At 32.0% G+C, this 17323-nt stretch carries 17 protein-coding genes and 2 pseudogenes; 12 read left to right on the top strand and 7 right to left on the bottom strand.

What is annotated here, in order from left to right; genetic code table 11:
- The first annotated feature begins 219 nt into the window (after positions 1-219).
- Both AOY20_RS11095 and AOY20_RS11090 read left to right on the top strand, forming a co-directional pair.
- On the top strand, positions 220-612 hold the full coding sequence (locus AOY20_RS11095) for a MarR family transcriptional regulator (RefSeq protein WP_054582595.1): 393 nt from the start codon (positions 220-222) through the stop codon (positions 610-612).
- Positions 605-1813, top strand: coding sequence for an MFS transporter (locus AOY20_RS11090; RefSeq protein ID WP_054581919.1), 1209 nt, complete (start codon positions 605-607; stop codon positions 1811-1813). Before AOY20_RS11095 ends, AOY20_RS11090 begins: the two co-directional genes overlap by 8 nt.
- A 69-nt stretch (positions 1814-1882) precedes the next feature.
- Here the strand turns inward: AOY20_RS11090 and AOY20_RS11085 are convergent, their stop codons facing one another.
- The 4 genes and pseudogenes from AOY20_RS11085 to aceI form a co-directional block, all read right to left on the bottom strand.
- Positions 1883-2485, bottom strand: a complete 603-nt coding sequence (locus AOY20_RS11085; RefSeq protein WP_054581918.1) for a nitroreductase family protein — start codon at positions 2483-2485, stop codon at positions 1883-1885.
- 181 nt (positions 2486-2666) lie between these two features.
- Positions 2667-2843: pseudogene (locus AOY20_RS15165) on the bottom strand (transposase); the annotation flags it as partial.
- A 17-nt stretch (positions 2844-2860) separates the two neighbouring features.
- A pseudogene (locus AOY20_RS15160) lies at positions 2861-2983 on the bottom strand (IS982 family transposase); the annotation flags it as partial.
- A 103-nt stretch (positions 2984-3086) separates the two neighbouring features.
- Positions 3087-3518: a chlorhexidine efflux PACE transporter AceI gene (aceI, locus tag AOY20_RS11080; protein WP_054581917.1), complete on the bottom strand. Its 432-nt coding sequence runs from the start codon at positions 3516-3518 to the stop codon at positions 3087-3089.
- 94 nt (positions 3519-3612) lie between these two features.
- Here aceI and aceR point away from each other — a divergent pair, with 94 nt between their 5' ends.
- The 4 genes from aceR (at position 3613) to AOY20_RS11060 (ending at position 7572) form a co-directional block, all read left to right on the top strand.
- A complete protein-coding gene (gene aceR, locus AOY20_RS11075) occupies positions 3613-4500 on the top strand; it encodes an HTH-type transcriptional regulator AceR (RefSeq protein ID WP_054581916.1) in 888 nt (295 codons plus the stop codon).
- A gap of 87 nt (positions 4501-4587) precedes the next feature.
- On the top strand, positions 4588-5577 hold the full coding sequence (gene tal / locus AOY20_RS11070; RefSeq protein ID WP_054581915.1) for a transaldolase: 990 nt from the start codon (positions 4588-4590) through the stop codon (positions 5575-5577).
- A 72-nt stretch (positions 5578-5649) separates the two neighbouring features.
- Complete coding sequence (gene leuE / locus AOY20_RS11065) at positions 5650-6297, top strand: leucine efflux protein LeuE (protein ID WP_054581914.1); 648 nt, start codon at positions 5650-5652, stop codon at positions 6295-6297.
- Between the two features lie 108 nt (positions 6298-6405).
- A complete protein-coding gene (locus tag AOY20_RS11060; RefSeq protein ID WP_054582594.1) occupies positions 6406-7572 on the top strand; it encodes a benzoate/H(+) symporter BenE family transporter in 1167 nt (388 codons plus the stop codon).
- 108 nt (positions 7573-7680) lie between these two features.
- Here the strand turns inward: AOY20_RS11060 and AOY20_RS11055 are convergent, their stop codons facing one another.
- Positions 7681-8682, bottom strand: coding sequence for an alpha/beta hydrolase (locus tag AOY20_RS11055; protein WP_054581913.1), 1002 nt, complete (start codon positions 8680-8682; stop codon positions 7681-7683).
- Between the two features lie 234 nt (positions 8683-8916).
- On the opposite strand from AOY20_RS11055, the gene AOY20_RS11050 reads away from it, so the two are divergent.
- The gene (locus AOY20_RS11050; RefSeq protein WP_054581912.1) at positions 8917-9360 is read left to right on the top strand and encodes a universal stress protein; all 444 of its coding nucleotides are present in this window, start codon (positions 8917-8919) and stop codon (positions 9358-9360) included.
- Positions 9361-9411: 51 nt separating this feature from the next.
- Positions 9412-9858, top strand: coding sequence for a universal stress protein (locus AOY20_RS11045; RefSeq protein WP_054581911.1), 447 nt, complete (start codon positions 9412-9414; stop codon positions 9856-9858).
- A 119-nt stretch (positions 9859-9977) separates the two neighbouring features.
- Here the strand turns inward: AOY20_RS11045 and pepN are convergent, their stop codons facing one another.
- Complete coding sequence (gene pepN / locus AOY20_RS11040; RefSeq protein WP_054581910.1) at positions 9978-12587, bottom strand: aminopeptidase N; 2610 nt, start codon at positions 12585-12587, stop codon at positions 9978-9980.
- Between the two features lie 273 nt (positions 12588-12860).
- On the opposite strand from pepN, the gene AOY20_RS11035 reads away from it, so the two are divergent.
- From AOY20_RS11035 to AOY20_RS11020, 4 genes are all read left to right on the top strand, one after another.
- Positions 12861-13118, top strand: coding sequence for a hypothetical protein (locus AOY20_RS11035; RefSeq protein WP_054581909.1), 258 nt, complete (start codon positions 12861-12863; stop codon positions 13116-13118).
- A 162-nt stretch (positions 13119-13280) separates the two neighbouring features.
- Positions 13281-14435 (top strand): hypothetical protein, encoded by a 1155-nt coding sequence (locus AOY20_RS11030; RefSeq protein ID WP_054581908.1) that lies wholly within the window; start codon positions 13281-13283, stop codon positions 14433-14435.
- 24 nt (positions 14436-14459) lie between these two features.
- A complete protein-coding gene (gene thiM, locus AOY20_RS11025) occupies positions 14460-15290 on the top strand; it encodes a hydroxyethylthiazole kinase (RefSeq protein WP_054581907.1) in 831 nt (276 codons plus the stop codon).
- A 234-nt stretch (positions 15291-15524) separates the two neighbouring features.
- Positions 15525-16541 carry an AraC family transcriptional regulator gene (locus tag AOY20_RS11020; RefSeq protein ID WP_054581906.1) on the top strand — a complete coding sequence of 339 codons (1017 nt, stop codon included), beginning with the start codon at positions 15525-15527 and terminating at the stop codon, positions 16539-16541.
- A gap of 54 nt (positions 16542-16595) precedes the next feature.
- Here AOY20_RS11020 and AOY20_RS11015 read toward each other — a convergent pair whose 3' ends face one another.
- A complete protein-coding gene (locus AOY20_RS11015) occupies positions 16596-17321 on the bottom strand; it encodes a fimbrial biogenesis chaperone (RefSeq protein ID WP_054581905.1) in 726 nt (241 codons plus the stop codon).
- Between the last annotated feature and the right edge of the window lie 2 nt (positions 17322-17323).

The raw sequence follows: 17323 nt of genomic DNA, 5'->3' as shown, positions 1-17323 counted from the left end.
TATCTTAACTTATTTTTTATTTTAAATTGAATAAAAATGTTGGACTTCTTTGAATAAAATACAATATTGCTTAGGCTATTCTAATAAATATTTTATATCCAAAGCCTTGTTTCAGATAAAAGATTGGAGTAAAGTTCCAATATTTATTAGTTAGCCAGGTTAACTATAGTGAACACCCCCATCAAATTCCGCTCATTATTGCTTCGTTGTGCAAGAATGATGAGTGATGAGATTAATGTACTATTACTTCCTCATCAGCTTAATTATTCTTTATGGCAAGTGCTATACACAATCAATATACATGGGGGTTGTACTTCTATTCAAATCGCTGAATATTTAAATGTTTCTAAACCTTCTATTGCAAAACGTATACAAGTATTAATGCAACTTAATGTACTACAACAAATTGAAACTGAAGATAAACGTCAGAAAAAATTAACACTTAGCCCATACGGTGAAGAGTTATTTGAAAAGTGTTATAAACTTGTAGATCAATTAGAAGAACAACTCATAAAAGAATTTGATCCCATATTAATCGATCAAACTAATAATTTTTTATTGGAATTAACATGTAAATTAGAAACCTCGAAATCAGGTAGTATTCATGACTGATCAAGCCCCCTTATGGACAAGAAACTTTATTCTTGTCAGTGCCATTAATTTTCAATTAGTTCTTATTTTCTATTTATTAGTTGTTGTTATTGTGGGTTATGCTGTTGCTGAATTAAATGCAACAACTGCACATGCGGGTTTAGTCTCTGGCTTATTTATCGTTGGAACATTAATTGGTCGACTATTAGTCGGTCAATTTTTAGAAAAATTCGGTCGTAAAACTACATTAATTCTTGGTCTGTCTGGCTTTCTTCTTTTCTCAGCACTTTACTTTTTACCACTAGATTTGGGTATGCTACTCTTCGTGCGCTTTACACATGGCTTTATGATGGGCGTAGCATCTTCAGTCCTTGGTACAATTATTGCTCAAATTCTTCCTCCCACACGAAGAGGTGAAGGAATTGGCTATTACAGTATGAGTAGTACACTTGGTACAGCCATTGGCCCTTTTTTAGCTATATGGATGATGTTTAACTTAAGTTATAACGCTATCTTTTTACTTTCAACATTAATTTCTGTTAGTTGTTTAATCGTTGCTTGTTTTATACAAATTCCCCAGTTACCTCATGCGTCAAAAGTCCAAATTTCAGATAAATTAAATACACCAAAGCCAAAATTTATTTCACGTTTCATTGAAATAAATGCCTTACCGATATCCATTATTATGCTTTTAGCAGCAATCTGCTATTCAGGTGTTTTATCTTTTATTAACTTTTATGCAAAAGAACTTAATTTAGTACAAGCAGCTTCTTTCTTTTTCTTAATGTATGCGATCGCAATTTTGATTTCTCGCCCTTTTACTGGTCCTCTCATGGATCGTAAAGGAGAAAATATCATTATTTATCCTGCTTTTATTATCATGGGAGTTGCTTTAATTTTATTAAGTTTTGCACAAACATCAACAATGCTTTTAATTTGTGCAAGTCTACTTGGTTTCGGTTATGGCAATATCCAATCTGTTTGCCAAACTATTGCTGTAAAAAGTGCCTCTTTGGAACGCATGGGCTTTGCAACATCAACATTCTTTATATTTTTAGATGCTGGTCTAGGCTTTGGACCTTATTTTATTGGTAAAGCTTTAGACTTTATTCATTATGATCAACTGTATTTATATAGCGGCTTTGCAGCATTTATTTGTTTGATTATTTACTTTTTTCTTCATGGGAAAAAGTCTAGTCTAAAAGTGCAGGCAACATCATGAAGTAAATAATATTGATACAAATAAAAAGATCCCCAACAAGGGATCTTTTTTACTTTACGATTTTAATCTTTACTTAAAAATCTTAAAACGATCTTCATCATTTATATAATCTTTTGCTCTTGCTTCTCCTTCTACTGAACCGAAAACAAGTTGAGCACGTAATTTCCAGTTCATAGGAATATTCCATTGCGCATGAACTTCTTCATCAACAATTGGATTATAGTGCTGCAAAGATGCTCCCAATCCCTCTGTATGTAGCGCTGTCCATGTCGCAAATTGAGCAATTGCAGTTGAATGTTCTGCCCAAATTGGGAAGTTTTCAGCATATGATGGAAATTGTTCCTGTAATCCTTTAACGACATCTAAATCTTCAAAAAATAAAACAGTTCCAACACCTGCGGCAAAACTATCCATTTTTGCAGAAGTTTTTGCAGCAGATTCTTCATCTTTAGCATATGATTTTAGTTTTTCTTTGACAATATTCCAAAATTTTTCACTTTCTGCATTTAATAAAATAACAGCACGTGATGATTGTGAATTAAATGAAGATGGACTTTGTTTAATTGCATTTTGAATCAAATCAGTTAAATATTCTGAGCTTTGTTCAACATTTTTACCGATTGAGTAAATTGTACGACGTTGAGTAATTAAATCGATAAACTGATTTGACATAAATTCATCCTTTACTAATATAATTTAACCATATGAACATGATATGAAAATGACCAAAATCAATTTCACTCCATGAAGTTTTACATTAAGCAAAAATAGTTCCAATTTCTAGTTTTATTTACAATCAAATCAAATAAATACTTTTAATAATATAAATTTTATAAACTAACCCAAATCCTGTTTAAGCCAATGACTTCATAATTTGAATTGTTGGCTTATTCTGCCGAGTTAATTGGTATGCATCTGATACACAGAGTTGAACAGACAACATACTCTTTCAATGATAAGTAATTAAATCAATATCTTGATCTTTCAATCTACTTTTTAAATCTTGGCTAATATAGCCACGATCCGCATAGAATTGATTTATGGAGTACTCAAGTGAGCTGCTCGGACTCTTGAAAAATGACGGCTTTGCTTAAGGAATTGCCAATACATTGCTTCAAATTTAAGAAAGAAATCATTAATTCCGCAGAATAATCCGGTACTTTTAAACATCGGGACTAGAGTTGTGAGTTTTGTCTGGTAACTCAACTGATGGCTCTAGTTTCCCTGTTTTTCAAGTCAATTTCTTATCCACGATTCAGATTACAATAACAAATTAACTATGCCGATATTCAGGCTCATATCCCAATTTAGCTTCTATAGTGTCATAGCACCACTGAAAGACAAATGTATAAAACAAAATACACATCGTTAAGCTAAAATCTAATAAAATGGCTTCTACTATCCCTAGTTTCAAGGCATATGCAATCATTGGAATAGTGGCAAGCATCAATCCCCCCTCAAAACCAATTGCATGTAAAATACGGACACCTATTGTTCTTTTTAATTTTCTCTTAGCTTCAAATTTTTCAAAGAAATGATTGAATATCATATTCCAAATTACTGAAGTTACTGCCATTGCAATACCTAAAATACCTGTCACATCCATAGATACATCAAATATATAACTAAGTGCAATAGCAATGATTACCAACAAGATAACTTCATAACTTAAAGCATGAATTATCCGTCTTTTGGAAATCAACATAAAATCCTCAATGTTTATTAAATTATGAGCATGATATTTTGATAAATATGATAAGTTAAGTTAGTATCTTTCAATATAATTGATAGGTTAAATAATGAATATTAATCAAGAACAACTTGTGATTTTTAAAACAGTCATAGAAACTGGATCATTTTCTGCTGCTGCTAGAAAATTATCGAAAGTTCCATCTGCTATTAGCATGTCCATTTCAAATTTAGAAATTGATTTAAATTTACAGTTATTTCAACGTATTGGACGTGAACCAACACCAACAAATGAAGCAAAGGTTCTCTATCAAAAAACAGAGAATTTACTTGTTGAAATGAATCAATGGAAACAACATGCAAAGTCTTTAAGCCAAGGTTTAGAAGCTGAATTAAATATTGTAATCGTTTCTGAGTTACTCCATACCGAATGGACAGAATACATTGTTTTATTAGAATCAAAATTTCCCGAACTACAAATTAATATTTTTTCTGCACCTCAAGAAGATGCAATAAAAATGTTATTTAATAATTCAGCTCAACTTGCACTGATGTTTGAACGTGAAGATTTGAATCGTAGTGAACAATTTGTTGAACTCAAGCGAGAAACTTTAATTCCTGTAGCATCTATTCATCATGAACTATCACAGCATCAACAAGTCTCTTTTGAACAAATTATGCAAAGTAGACAAATCGTTGTTGCTAGTCGTGATCGGAACATAAAGCCAGAATTATTATTTTCAAAATATTCATGGCGTACTGATAATCATCATTCAGCATGTAGTCTAATTGTTCAAGGTTTAGGTTGGGGGGTATTACCTCAAGAAATGCTCAATGAGAATCCCTTACTTAAGAAACAACTCAAAATATTAGACATCCTCGATTTTACACCTGCATTTGAGTATTTTGTTGATTTAGTTTGGAGTCGTGAAAATGAACTTGGTTTGGCTGCAAATTTTTTAATTAACCACATAAAAAATGAAAGAAAATTAAAATAATATTATCATCTTGTATTAAAACCCTTTTACAAAAACAAGTTTATGCTATAAATAAATAAGGGCAATAACGTTAAAGAACTAGATAAAATGACCATTTCTGCATTAGAGCAATTAAAAGCATTTACCACTATAGTGGCAGACAGTAGTGATTTAAATGCAATTCAACAATTTAGACCTTTGGATGCAACAACTAATCCATCTTTGATTACAGCAGCAGCTTCTCAACCTGAGAATATGTCAATGATTGAAGCAGCATTTAAACAAGCAAAAAATGAAGGTTATTTGCAAGAGAAATTAATTGAAAGAGCAATTGATATTTTAACGGTTAAATTTGGTGTTGAAATTTTAAAGTTAATTAAAGGTCGTGTATCTACAGAAGTTGATGCTGCTCTTTCTTATGATACTGAAGCAACAATCACCAAAGCCAAAGAGTTACTTGATTTATATCATAGCTATGGTATTGATCAAGATCGGATATTAATTAAAATTGCATCTACATGGGAAGGTATTCAAGCTGCTAAAGCACTTGAAGCTGAAGGTATTCATTGCAATCTCACCTTACTTTTTAATTTACACCAAGCCCAAGCTTGTGCTGAAGCAAATGTGACACTAATTTCACCATTTGTTGGACGTATCTTAGATTGGTATAAAAAAGCTGAAAATGTTGATACGTACCCTATTGATAAAGATCCAGGTGTACTCTCTGTTAAACAGATTTTTCATTTTTATAAACAACATAATATTAAGACTGAAATTATGGGTGCAAGTTTCCGTAGCGTTGATCAAGTACTGGCACTTGCAGGTTGTGATTTACTCACAATCTCACCCGATCTTTTAGTTAAACTTGAGCTTGATACTCGCAAAGTTGAATCTGCATTATCATCAGATCATGCAGCATTACATCACCAATATCATGCAGACCCATTAACAGAAGTTTCTTTTAAAGCATTAATTCAACATGATTTAATGGCGACACAATTACTACAAAGTGGTATTGATGGCTTCATTAAAGCACGTGAACAACTTAGCTTATTATTACGCCAATCCTTTGGTGTAGATATGGAAATTAAAGCTTAATACACAATATTACGCTTTTCTTTAAGCCGATGTTGCTATAATGCCATCGGCTTTTTTATTGGACAAATCACCGTGTTTGGTATCACAGATTTAACCACCTTCATTATTGGAACAATTTTAATTGTGATACTTCCTGGTCCAAATTCATTATTTGTCATGTCTATTGCCTCTCGTTATGGAATCAAGGCAGGTTATAAAGGTGCTCTAGGCGTTTACACTGGAGATCTGATTCTAATCTTACTTACTGCTTTTGGTGCAGCATCACTTCTGCATGCATTTCCTTGGTTATTTACACTATTAAAAATAGTCGGTGCAACTTATTTAAGTTATTTAGGTATTAAATTATTAATCGCAGCTCGTCATACATGGAAGGCTGTACATTCACCAGGAAAAGTTCAAGTTAAACAATCTCTCGCTGAGGTAAAACCATTTAGTACAGCATTAACGATTAGTATTCTAAATCCTAAAGCGATTTTATTTTATCTGTCTTTTTTTGTTCAATTTGTTAACCCTCAATATCATTATCCTGCAATTACATTTACAGCATTAGCCATTATTTTACAGATCATTAGTATGAGTTATTTAACGATTCTTATATTTTCTGGAGCAAAATTGGCTTCCTTTTTTAATGATCGTTTCAAATTAACATCTATTTGCGTTGCTAGTGTGGGGATTTTATTTTGTGGATTTGGTCTTAAACTCGCAACATCCACACTCTAAATGTTATTCTGCTTTTATTGGTAAATCGAAAAAAACTCGTCTTTGAACAAAATTCAGAAAGGCGTATGATGCTGAGGTTTTAAGCAATATAAAGAATGCAAAGGAATGATGCACAAATTTTTGCAAGATTTTTCTATTCCTGCAGTATTTGCAGGTTTTATTACATTTTTAGTCGGTATTAGTGTTTCATCTGTCTTAGTGATTCAAGCTGCTCAACTCCTTGGTGCAAATCAAGCTCAAATTACCTCATGGTTCTGGGCACTTGGAATTGGTATTGGGCTCTGTGGTTTATTACTCTCTTGGAAATTTAAATATCCAGTTGCAACATCTTGGTCAACAGCAGGTCTAGCATTAATTATTGCTTCCGCAAGTGGTTATAGTTTGTATGAAGCCATTGGCGCATTTTTTATTTGTGGTTTATTGACTGCAATTTTAGGTTTTCTAGGTGTTTTTACCAAAATTTTACGATTCATACCACAAAGCCTAACAAGTGCAATGCTTGCAGGTGTTTTATTAAAATTTGGCATTGCCATTTTTGCATCTATGCAAACTCATTGGGGTTTTATTTTATCGCTGCTAAGCGCTTATATTTTATCTAAACGATTTTCCCCACGTTATAGTATTGTGATTACGGTTTTAGCAGGAATTGTGCTTCTTCCGTTCTTTGTTCAATTTCAGCTTGGTAATATTCAATTTACACCTGCTACACCTGTATGGATGACACCAGAATTTTCTTGGTCAGCTCTGTTTGGCATTGCTCTACCTTTATTTGTTATTAATATGGCATCCCAATATTTACCTGGTTTAGCAATGATTAAAAGTTATGGCTATGAACCAAATGTAAAACATTTAATTGGATGGACAGGAACAGCTCAAGCAATACTTTCACCATTTGGATGCTTTACGGTCAATATCGCTGCAATTAGCGCTGCAATTAGTTTAGATGATCAAGCACATCCTGATCCTAAAAAACGTTATATTGCTGGCATGAGTTGTGGTTTCTTTTATATTCTTATGGGGATATTTGCAGCAACATTAACAAGTTTACTCTTTTCTTTTCCTGTTATTTTTATTACAGCCTTAGCAGGTATCGCCTTGTTTGGTACTATTGGACATAATATTGCCATTGCTTTTCATTCAATTGCCGACCGAGAAGCCGCTTTACTCACATTCCTATTTAGTGCTTCAGGAGTACAATTTTTTGGAATAAGTTCAGCTTTTTGGGGCTTGGTCTTTGGTTTGGTGGTTTATCATATTTTAAAACAGCGCACTTGATACTTATATTTAACGAATATTTCAATAAATCATTTTCATGTTTTATCTAAAAATAAAGATGATTCATACATTTAATATGAATCATCTTTTTATTAATTTTTCTCAAATTTATTGACTTGTATTTTGAATAAATTGAATTGTCTTTTTTAAGGTTTCCTGACTCGCTTTCTTACTCATCATAAACTGATACTCATGCATCAAAAATTCTTTAGAATCTGGATAAAAAACTTCAGTTACAGGTATTTGATTTTTCTTTAATTGTTCAATAAATGGCAATGCTTGTGTTTTAGTTAAAAAGTCCCGATTCCCACTGCTAATAAATACTGCGGGATAATCTGATGTGACATACTGAATAGGTGAAATACTACGTAAAAATTCTAAATCATCTTTACGACCACCTGTATATGCTTGTACAAGCGTTTTAATTCCCCATTCATAAAGTTTTATTTCATCAGGTGCTTTTGTTATAAAATTTTCTAAATCATAAATCCCACAATGAAGAATTAATCCTTTAATTTGATTTTTATGAACTTGAATATCAAAATAAGAGGCTTTCGCAAACTCTAGATTTGTTGCCAAAGCAGCATAATGACTCGCTAAGTTTGCACCTGCCGAATCTCCTGCTAAATATAGCTGATTGGGATTAATATGATATTGTTCAGCATGTTTTGTTAAATATATAAGTAATTGATTTATTTGATTTAACTGTGTGGGATAAATATATTTAGGCGCAAACTGATATTCAACAGACACTACATTGTAACCATAATCTGCAAGACGCTTAAAATATCCTTTAGCATGTTCTTTTGAACCAGAAATCCAACCGCCACCATGTATCCAAATAATGGTTGGTCTATCTCCTAAGGCTTCATAATCTGCTGCTTGGTATAAATCAAAATGTAATGCTGGATCTTGTAAATATTGAATATTTCGACTAATTACCGTATTTGTTGGTGAATTTCTTTCCAAAAATCCTTGTTGAACGGTTGTTGCTGTATTAAATGCACCTGCAACAATTCGACTATTTTGTTCAATAGTTTGACAACCAGAAAGCATTAAAATAAAAGAAAAAATAAAGACATATATAGAAATATTTTTATTAATGCTCATAGTAAAATCTAGCGTTATATCATTATAGATTAACGTATTCTAAAATATATATTTTATTAGACCAATTATTTTAACACTTTTATAGCCAATTAAAATTAAATTGTTAATCAATTGATATTAAAAATATTTTAATGTCATATTTTTATTAAATTAATGCGTTTATCCATTAACTAAAGCCTAAAAATATGTTATCAATAAGATGAAAACATAAATAAAACTTAAGGAGAATACAGCATGTCATACCAACATATTCTAGTGCCTGTCGATGGTTCTGAAATTTCATTTTCAGCTGTAAAAAAAGCAGCTCAAATTGCAAAGGCTTTTAACAGTCAATTAACACTCATTAGTCTTGTTGCTGAAGATCCGTTTACTGATGCTGACTTTTATTATTCATCTTCTGTGATGAAAGAGTATTTCGTACAAGCACATGAAAATGCTAAAAAAGCACTTAAAGAAGCTAAAACCTTTGCTTTAGAAATTGGTGCAGATGCTGAAGCTGAAGTTTTTGAAGGTCCTGTCAGTGCTAAAACAATTGTTAAAGCATCTGAAGAAAAAAATGTTGATCTTATTGTCATGGGTTCTCATGGTCGTAAAGGTTTCCAAAAACTTTTACTCGGTAGTTTTGCTCAAGATGTTTTAAGTAGTACAGAATTACCTGTTTTAATTATCAAAGAATAATTTATTTTTACTGTAAATACATTTCACTCACATTTAGAATAAGGTGAATTTATGCCAACCTATAAGCATATCTTAGTTCCTGTAGATGAATCTCCAATTTCGTATGCTGCGGTTGAAAATGCCTTAGCTTTAGCAAATGAGCTTCAAGCTACAGTAACAGTTATGAGTGTCATTGCTGTAGATCCTTTTATTGGGGTCGATTTTTATAAAGTTGCTCCCGCTGTTACAGATTATTTCATGAAAGCTGAAGAAGCAGCTCGTCTACGATTAAAGGAAATAGAAGATTTATTTATTCGTGACAATATTCCAGTAAATACTAAAATTATTCACGGCGTTTCACCTGCCGATGGCATTATTAGTATTGCCGATGAAGTTTCTGCTGATTTAATTATTATGGGCTCTCATGGTCGAACTGGCTTTAAGAAAATGATGCTTGGTAGTGTTGCCCAAACTGTACTCACTCAATCGCCTATTCCTGTACTGATTATAAAAATGTAATTTTAAAAATCCCACATCATGTGGGATTTTTTACAACTTAAATTCTATTTTTTAAGAAAAAATAAAGCCCATCAAATGATGGGCTTTATTCTAATCAAATAAGTTAAATCATTTTAAATTTAAACATTTAACATACTTGAAAGTGTTTCACTGACATTCTTCGACTTAACCAATGGTTTTAACGCTTCAAGCTCTACTTTTACTTGGCTACGTTGCGGTTCAGCTAAAGTGTACCAGCGAGAAAGCACTTGTAATAAACGAGAACCAACGATTGGATTCTTCTCATCTAAATATTTTGCAAGCTCAATGAAGTGCTGAACACCAAAACTCCAAGTATTCACAGGATTTGCATTTAAACCACCACTCACTGAACGAATACGGTTTGGCGTACCCAAATCATAATCTGAATGTTCAGTTAAAGCTTTGATTGTTTCTGCTGTTGCTTTCGGATGTGCTGCTTGCACCATAAACCATTGATCAATTGATAATGCTTCATCTTTAAAACGATTATAAAAATCATTTAATACAGCCGATGCTTGTGGTGCATCATTCCAAACCAATACTCGTAATGCACCTAAACGTTCAGACATATTACATGTATGGTTATATTGTGCTTCTGCTAATTCAAATGCAGAACGATCACCTTGACGTGCAATCATTGCCAATAAAATATTTTTTAATGCACGTACACCCATCGCTTGAGAAAACTCTTTTTGCGAATCTGGATCTAAAGCAAGATAAGTTTCTTTACAGAATGAGCCTAATTCATTTGCCAATGTGCTCAATAAAGCATTACGCTTTTCTTGAATTACTGCTGGATTATAATCTGCATCAATACGGCTACCTAAATAACCTTCACTTGGTACATCAAATAAACGTGAGGCTAATAATGGATCTTTTTCAATTAATACAGGCAACGTATCTTTCATAGCCTGAACATAAACTTCAGCATCATGATTATTTAATAAAATACGTTCAAGTAAAGTTTGAGCTGCTTGCCATTGGTTAAAACCATTGGTTTCAAATTGAAGTAAGAATGCTAAATCTGCATCTGAATAATTAAACTCAAGATTAACAGGTGCTGAGAAATTACGTAACAATGAAACGATAGGCTGTACTTTTACATCTTTAAATTGAATGGTTGCTTGATCTTGATCAAACAAATACACACCATCTTTTACGCCATTTTCAAACAATGCTTCAGAATTAAGCACAAGTTGTTCACCTGTTTCTGCATTAAATAAAGCCAATGCAACAGGAATTGGAACAGCTTTTAAATTTGGATATTTAGGATGTGCTTTTAAACTCTGTTTAAAGCTTAATGTATAAGTCTGATGAGCAGCATCATACACACCTTTTGCTTCTAATTTTGGTGTTCCTGGTTGGTTATACCAAGTTAAGAAAGCCGATAAATCAACACCCGAACCTGCTGTTAATGCTTCAACCCAATCTTCAACAGTCACTGCTTGACCATCATGGCGTTTGAAATATTCATCAGTTCCTTTACGGAATTTTTCTTTGCCAAGCAAAGTTGCCATCATACGGTTGATTTCTGCACCTTTTTCGTACACTGTTGCCGTATAAAAGTTATTAATTTCCACAAAATGATCAGGGCGTGGTGGATGTGACAATGGACCTGAATCTTCAGGAAATTGATGTGCTTTAAGTACGGCAACATCATCAATACGTTGCACTGCCGCAGATTGTAAATCTTCAGAGAAAGATTGATCACGGAATACCGTTAAACCTTCTTTTAAGCACAATTGGAACCAATCACGACAAGTAATACGGTTCCCTGTCCAGTTATGGAAGTATTCATGAGCAATTACTGATTGCACACGCATAATAGCAGCATCTGTTGTATATTCTTCATCTGCAAGTACACATGACGTATTAAAGATATTTAAACCTTTATTCTCCATTGCACCCATATTAAATGCACTTGTTGCCACAATCATATAATTGTCTAAATCATATGGACGACCGTAATGTTCTTCATCCCAACGCATTGAATGTTTAAGCGCTTCCATTGCAATATGGCATTTTGGAATATCTTTTTCTTCAGCATAAATTTCTAAAGCAACATTACGACCTTCTGACGTCACATAATGATCTTTTAATACAGCTAAATCACCAATTACGCATGCAAATAAATAAGCTGGTTTTTTAGTTGGATCTTGCCAAATCGCATAATGACGATTTTCACCCACTTCGCCTTTTTCGATTAAATTACCATTTGCCAATAATACTGGGAATTTTTTATCTGCTTCCACGCGTGTCGTAAATACAGACAATACATCTGGACGGTCTGGATAGAATGTAATTTTACGGAAACCTTCAGGTTCATTTTGAGTGACAAATAAATCACCCGCAGCTTGATATAAACCTTCAAGCTGTGTATTTGATTCAGGATGAATAATGACAGACGTTTCAACTACAGCAATGTCAGGTGCATTTGGAATAATCAATTGTTCTGTATCTAAATGATATTGATTTTCCAATAATGGCTGACTATTAACGTGAATTGATTTTAGTTCAAGATCACGGCCTAAAAGTACTAAATCACCTGCCGTTTGACGTTGCATCACTAATTTAGAATTGACCTGTGTGTACTCAGCAAAGACCTGAATATCTAAATGAATTGAATCCACTAAATAAGATGGTTTTTGATAATCTTTTAAGTAAATCGTTTGATCTGCTTCTATCACTGGGTTTGCTGCAATATTCATACTCAATCCTGATAATTTTATATTTACCTCATAAAAATGCATTTCACCTTATTTGATTTAAATAACATGCATTTTTAAGGTTCAATTTGAATGTCTTCTAATATGGGACTGATCTACATAATTTTCAATTCAATTCAGTTATCTTTTTAAAAAACTGAATAAATCAAACTTCAATTGCTTAGGCTATTTAAATATTAATTAAAAAATTGGCTTTTTTGCACGATATTTGCATATTTTTTATACTACCAACCAAAAAAATTAATGAGGTGAAATATGAATATAAAACAACATCTGATTCGTATTGAGAACTTTAAAGCGATTCAAACTTTAGATGCTGCAAAAATTGATCATAAAGTCATTGCACTTTTTATGCTCTGTGAAGGAATAGATTTACAAGCACATGAAATTTCAGCCCTACTGAATAGCTATGATCATTTAGGCGCAAAAAAAATTCCACATAAAAAAATACAAGCATTAATACAAGCAAAAAAAATCAGTGAAGAAGACGAAACTCTTCCATGCCCTGTTTAACATACTCATCATCTTGGCATATTAAAATATAGGTTTATCTTTTATTTCTAATATGCCACTACTTCATTATTGGTAGAATTATGGCTTATTGAAGGAATGCCTCAAAATTCTATCTATCTTCAGTGTATAATTGGCAATGAAATAGTTCTTATTTGGATCATTATGCGTCAAATTCTACAAAAGCAACTTGATGAAAGTACACACTGTCCTTTGTGTCATGCATCAATGTATTGGGTAGAAGCAGAACAATATGATTCAGCTATTAATTTTCATGAATGTAGCCATTGCCAACATCAAGTTTTTCAAAATAGCCAACATAATTGTCATTGTGAAAAGTGCACAGCTAAAAGAAAAAAAATGCTTCGTGAAACAATGCTCCAAGAAACACGTAAGCAAAAAAAATATGATTATAATGAGGTAGAGCTGAATCAGTTAAGTTTTATCAATAAGCTTTTTTTATTAAGTTTACTTGATGATCATGTTCAAGAACATACCTTACATCATGAATTTATAGACTGGGAACATTATAAATTTCAATATATTAGCCCCAATTATCTTTATCAATCATATTTACTAAAAAGTTTAATCAGAGATAATGTATTACTCGCAAAAGATTTTAGTGATCAACCTCATCAATATTTTATTAATGTTCGCTTAGATGGTTATTCTGAACCAAGTCTTTTTAGTATTACCCAACAATTACGCAACTGGTTTTATGAACAACTCTCATTAGGTGTGCCTTTTAAAAGTGCAGAAGAAGTTAAAGATGCACTCTACCAACTTCTTTACCAAGAAATTATCCAATTCATGCAATTTTATTGTCGCACATGGGGAATTCAAATCTCGGGAAATAAAAGTTTTCAAGGCTTCTGTTATCGTTTATTAGATGTTCTTGCTGTAGGTCAAATTTATTACTTAATTCAAAATGCTTTAGAATATTTGTATAAACAAAAAGCGTTACAAGTTCGTAATGAAAATTTTATTAACACCAATTTATTGAAAAAAACTTTGCAACAATATCGTGAACGTGCAATTAAAGAAAAATGGGAAACATCGACATTACCAAGACCTTATAACTTGCCGTTAAGTAAAATGAGTCAAATCTTGTTTTTCAAATTTTTAGGATATGATGATTCTATTTTTGTACAACCGATTACACGTTTATGGAGAAAAATAGAACCTCGATTAAAGTTTTATTCAACCAAACGTTGTATGTACTGTGGTTCAGAAGAACTCACTGTCGATTATGATGCTGAAAATTATGTGTCATTATTTTGCAGACAATGTAAACATCAAGATCATTACTTTACACAGTAATATTACAGGTAATTAGTAAATCTCATGTCAAATTTCACCATTACTATTGAAGATATACACGCACATATTAGTCAAGCTTGGGAAAAATTAAAAGAAAATCAACCTTTAACCCACTGTATCACCAATAGTGTTGCGGCAAATTATGTAGCCAACATTTTACTTGCGGCTGGTGCATCTCCTGCTATGATTGATAATCCTTTTGAAGTAGAAGATTTTACTAAAATTTCTAGTGCGCTCAGCATTAATACGGGCACACCAACAACTGAACAGACTCAAGCAATGTTAATTGCTGCAAAAACAGCAAACTTACATGAAAAACCTTGGGTATTAGATCCTGTTGGTTATGGTCCAATTTTAGCTTGGCGTTCAGCTACTGTTGATCAGCTACTCAAATATAAGCCTACAATTATTCGAGGCAATGCATCTGAAATCAGTAACTTAGCTGGAAATATCGTCGATTCTAAAGGTGTAGATAGCACATTAAACAGTGCTGAAGTATATGCTCAAGCCAAAATACTCTTAGAATCTACGTCATGTGTCGCAATTTCAGGTGAGTCAGATTTTATTCTTTCAAAAGAATGGAATGTAATAATACAAGTAAATGGTGGATCATATTTACAACCTAAAATCACTGCAACAGGTTGTGCCTTAGGTGCTTTAATTGCAGCCTATACATCTGTTGCAACACCAACTATAGCAACGATTGCAGCTCATGTTCATTTTGCAATAGCTGGAAAACTCGCAGCTCAAAAAACACAAATGATTGGTCAGTTTTATAGCGCTTTCCTTGATGAAATATTTAGTTTAAATATAGATAAAATTCAAAAATATACAGATATTAAAATGATAAATTAAGCTTTTAATTTATATAAACTTTATGTAGGTTTACACTAAAATATGTGTTTAACCTACTCAATTTACTGTATTTTCTTCCAAAAATGGTTAAAAAACACATTGTTTATAGTATAATTTTCAAATAATATAATAAAAATTAGTTTTAATAATCAACAATTTGTCATATTAGATAAACTAACATTTAAGTTTATTATTTCTTCAAAACTTGCAACAACACTCTAAATATGGAGGCCTATGAAATCTTTCTTAAAAGTTAAAAGTGTGGGCAATGGAATGGCTCAATTATTGGATAATTTTTGTGAAAAAAATCATTTAAACTCACCCAATGATCACACTTATACACTAGATGAAAGAATTTGCTTCGAACATTGGTTAAAAAAACTCAAATTTATAGATCAACAATATAAAAAGGAAGGTCTAGGTTTAGAAATTGCAAAATCATTGGAAGCAAAACATATGGGAATTTGTAATTATTTAGCTAGATCTTGTCACAACTTATTAGAATACTTAGATATATCATTAGATTATGACAAACTATGGTATGACTATATGGATAAACAAATTATTCATCAAACCAATGAAATTATTATGTCTTGGAATAAACCTTCCTACTATAATTTAGGTCTATATCGTAGAGAAACTGAAATTTCGGAAGAACTAGAAGTTGCTTTATATTTTATAAAAACAAAACAAATGACCGATACGGATATTCCAATTTATAACCACCTTGAACTTGCTATTCCAGCACCGAAAAACACAAAATTATACGAGGATTTTTTTCAATGCCCCATTATTTTTAATGTAGACAAAACCACGCTTTTCATTAAAAAAAGTATTCTTGAAATTCCATTAGCAAATTCAGATCAAACATTATTAGAATTATTAAAACGTCAAGCAGATATGCAATTAAGTACATTACCTAACAATACCTCTTTTATAGAGCTTGTAAATAAAAACATTATCAAATCAATTGAGAATCGTGATCCTAGAATTGAAGTTGTTGCAAATTACCTGAATATGTCCCCAAGAACATTTCAAAGTTCTCTCAAAGCAGAAGGCTTAAAATTTCAAAACTTGTTAAGCAATGTTCGCTTACAACTTGCCCAGCAATATTTACATAATCCGGAATTATCTATTGCAACCATCTCAGATTTACTTGGCTACAAAGAACAAACGTCCTTCAACCGTATTTTCAAAAGTTGGACAGGTGAAAGCCCTTTACGTTGGAGAGAAACATACACTAAAAAATAAAAAAAGAATTCATCTCTCCAAATGAATTCTTAAAACTTTAAATTAGAATTTTTTTTAATTTATCTCTTGTGAAAAACTCATCTTCTGCCCATCCCCATCAATCAAAACATACTTAAGCGTATTTTTTGTTTCTTTTATAAATTTTTGATTTTCTAATGTATAAACTTTGTCTGAAAATGGAGAAATCATATTTTCAGTATCATGCTTAGCTAAAGAACTTGACACACTATTTGAAATATCAATATTAATAATACTGACATAATACGGCGTTGAATTTTCTGCTTTTAGTTTTAGTAACTTTCCATCATGCTCTAAATTAAACTTTAATAACTTTTGAATTTTATTTAAATCCATTCCATTTAAAGCTTTTGGACGATAAAAAACTTTCATTTGTGTATTCATCGCTAAATTTAAATAATCATTATTTAAAGATGCTTTCGATACCGCAGGAATTTCATATAAATTTAGCCAAAAAACAGACTCTCTATCTTTTGGCAACTCCATTTGATTATAAACAATATTAATCCCCTTAATTTCTTCTGGTTTTAATTTAAATGCAGCTGGAACAACAACAAATGGCGTTTCATTAAATTCAGGATTTCCCTCGCCTTCATCTGTCCAAACGTGAGCAAATACTGGATAATCATTTGTATTCACAAGCATTAAACTCTTTTGAGTTAAACCTTCATCAAAAATAATACGTGTTGAACCAGCCAAAATACCTGCATGTAAAATACTAGAAACACTCAAAAAACTGAAAATTACTAGTTTTTTTAACATGT

The organism is Acinetobacter equi (assembly GCF_001307195.1).
Lineage (GTDB): Bacteria > Pseudomonadota > Gammaproteobacteria > Pseudomonadales > Moraxellaceae > Acinetobacter > Acinetobacter equi.
The sequence above is the reverse complement of the archived record's forward strand: the minus strand, read 5'-3'. Positions and strand labels throughout refer to the sequence as shown.

Excerpts from the sequence above, each read along its gene's own strand:
- AOY20_RS11095 (WP_054582595.1), top strand. The coding sequence starts at position 220 with ATGAGTGATGAGATTAATGTACTATTACTTCCTCATCAGCTTAATTAT.
- AOY20_RS11090 (WP_054581919.1), top strand. The coding sequence starts at position 605 with ATGACTGATCAAGCCCCCTTATGGACAAGAAACTTTATTCTTGTCAGT.
- AOY20_RS11085 (WP_054581918.1), bottom strand. The coding sequence starts at position 2,485 with ATGTCAAATCAGTTTATCGATTTAATTACTCAACGTCGTACAATTTAC.
- aceI (WP_054581917.1), bottom strand. The coding sequence starts at position 3,518 with ATGTTGATTTCCAAAAGACGGATAATTCATGCTTTAAGTTATGAAGTT.
- aceR (WP_054581916.1), top strand. The coding sequence starts at position 3,613 with ATGAATATTAATCAAGAACAACTTGTGATTTTTAAAACAGTCATAGAA.
- tal (WP_054581915.1), top strand. The coding sequence starts at position 4,588 with ATGACCATTTCTGCATTAGAGCAATTAAAAGCATTTACCACTATAGTG.
- AOY20_RS11060 (WP_054582594.1), top strand. The coding sequence starts at position 6,406 with ATGCACAAATTTTTGCAAGATTTTTCTATTCCTGCAGTATTTGCAGGT.
- AOY20_RS11055 (WP_054581913.1), bottom strand. The coding sequence starts at position 8,682 with ATGAGCATTAATAAAAATATTTCTATATATGTCTTTATTTTTTCTTTT.
- AOY20_RS11050 (WP_054581912.1), top strand. The coding sequence starts at position 8,917 with ATGTCATACCAACATATTCTAGTGCCTGTCGATGGTTCTGAAATTTCA.
- AOY20_RS11045 (WP_054581911.1), top strand. The coding sequence starts at position 9,412 with ATGCCAACCTATAAGCATATCTTAGTTCCTGTAGATGAATCTCCAATT.
- pepN (WP_054581910.1), bottom strand. The coding sequence starts at position 12,587 with ATGAATATTGCAGCAAACCCAGTGATAGAAGCAGATCAAACGATTTAC.
- AOY20_RS11035 (WP_054581909.1), top strand. The coding sequence starts at position 12,861 with ATGAATATAAAACAACATCTGATTCGTATTGAGAACTTTAAAGCGATT.
- AOY20_RS11030 (WP_054581908.1), top strand. The coding sequence starts at position 13,281 with ATGCGTCAAATTCTACAAAAGCAACTTGATGAAAGTACACACTGTCCT.
- thiM (WP_054581907.1), top strand. The coding sequence starts at position 14,460 with ATGTCAAATTTCACCATTACTATTGAAGATATACACGCACATATTAGT.
- AOY20_RS11020 (WP_054581906.1), top strand. The coding sequence starts at position 15,525 with ATGAAATCTTTCTTAAAAGTTAAAAGTGTGGGCAATGGAATGGCTCAA.
- AOY20_RS11015 (WP_054581905.1), bottom strand. The coding sequence starts at position 17,321 with ATGTTAAAAAAACTAGTAATTTTCAGTTTTTTGAGTGTTTCTAGTATT.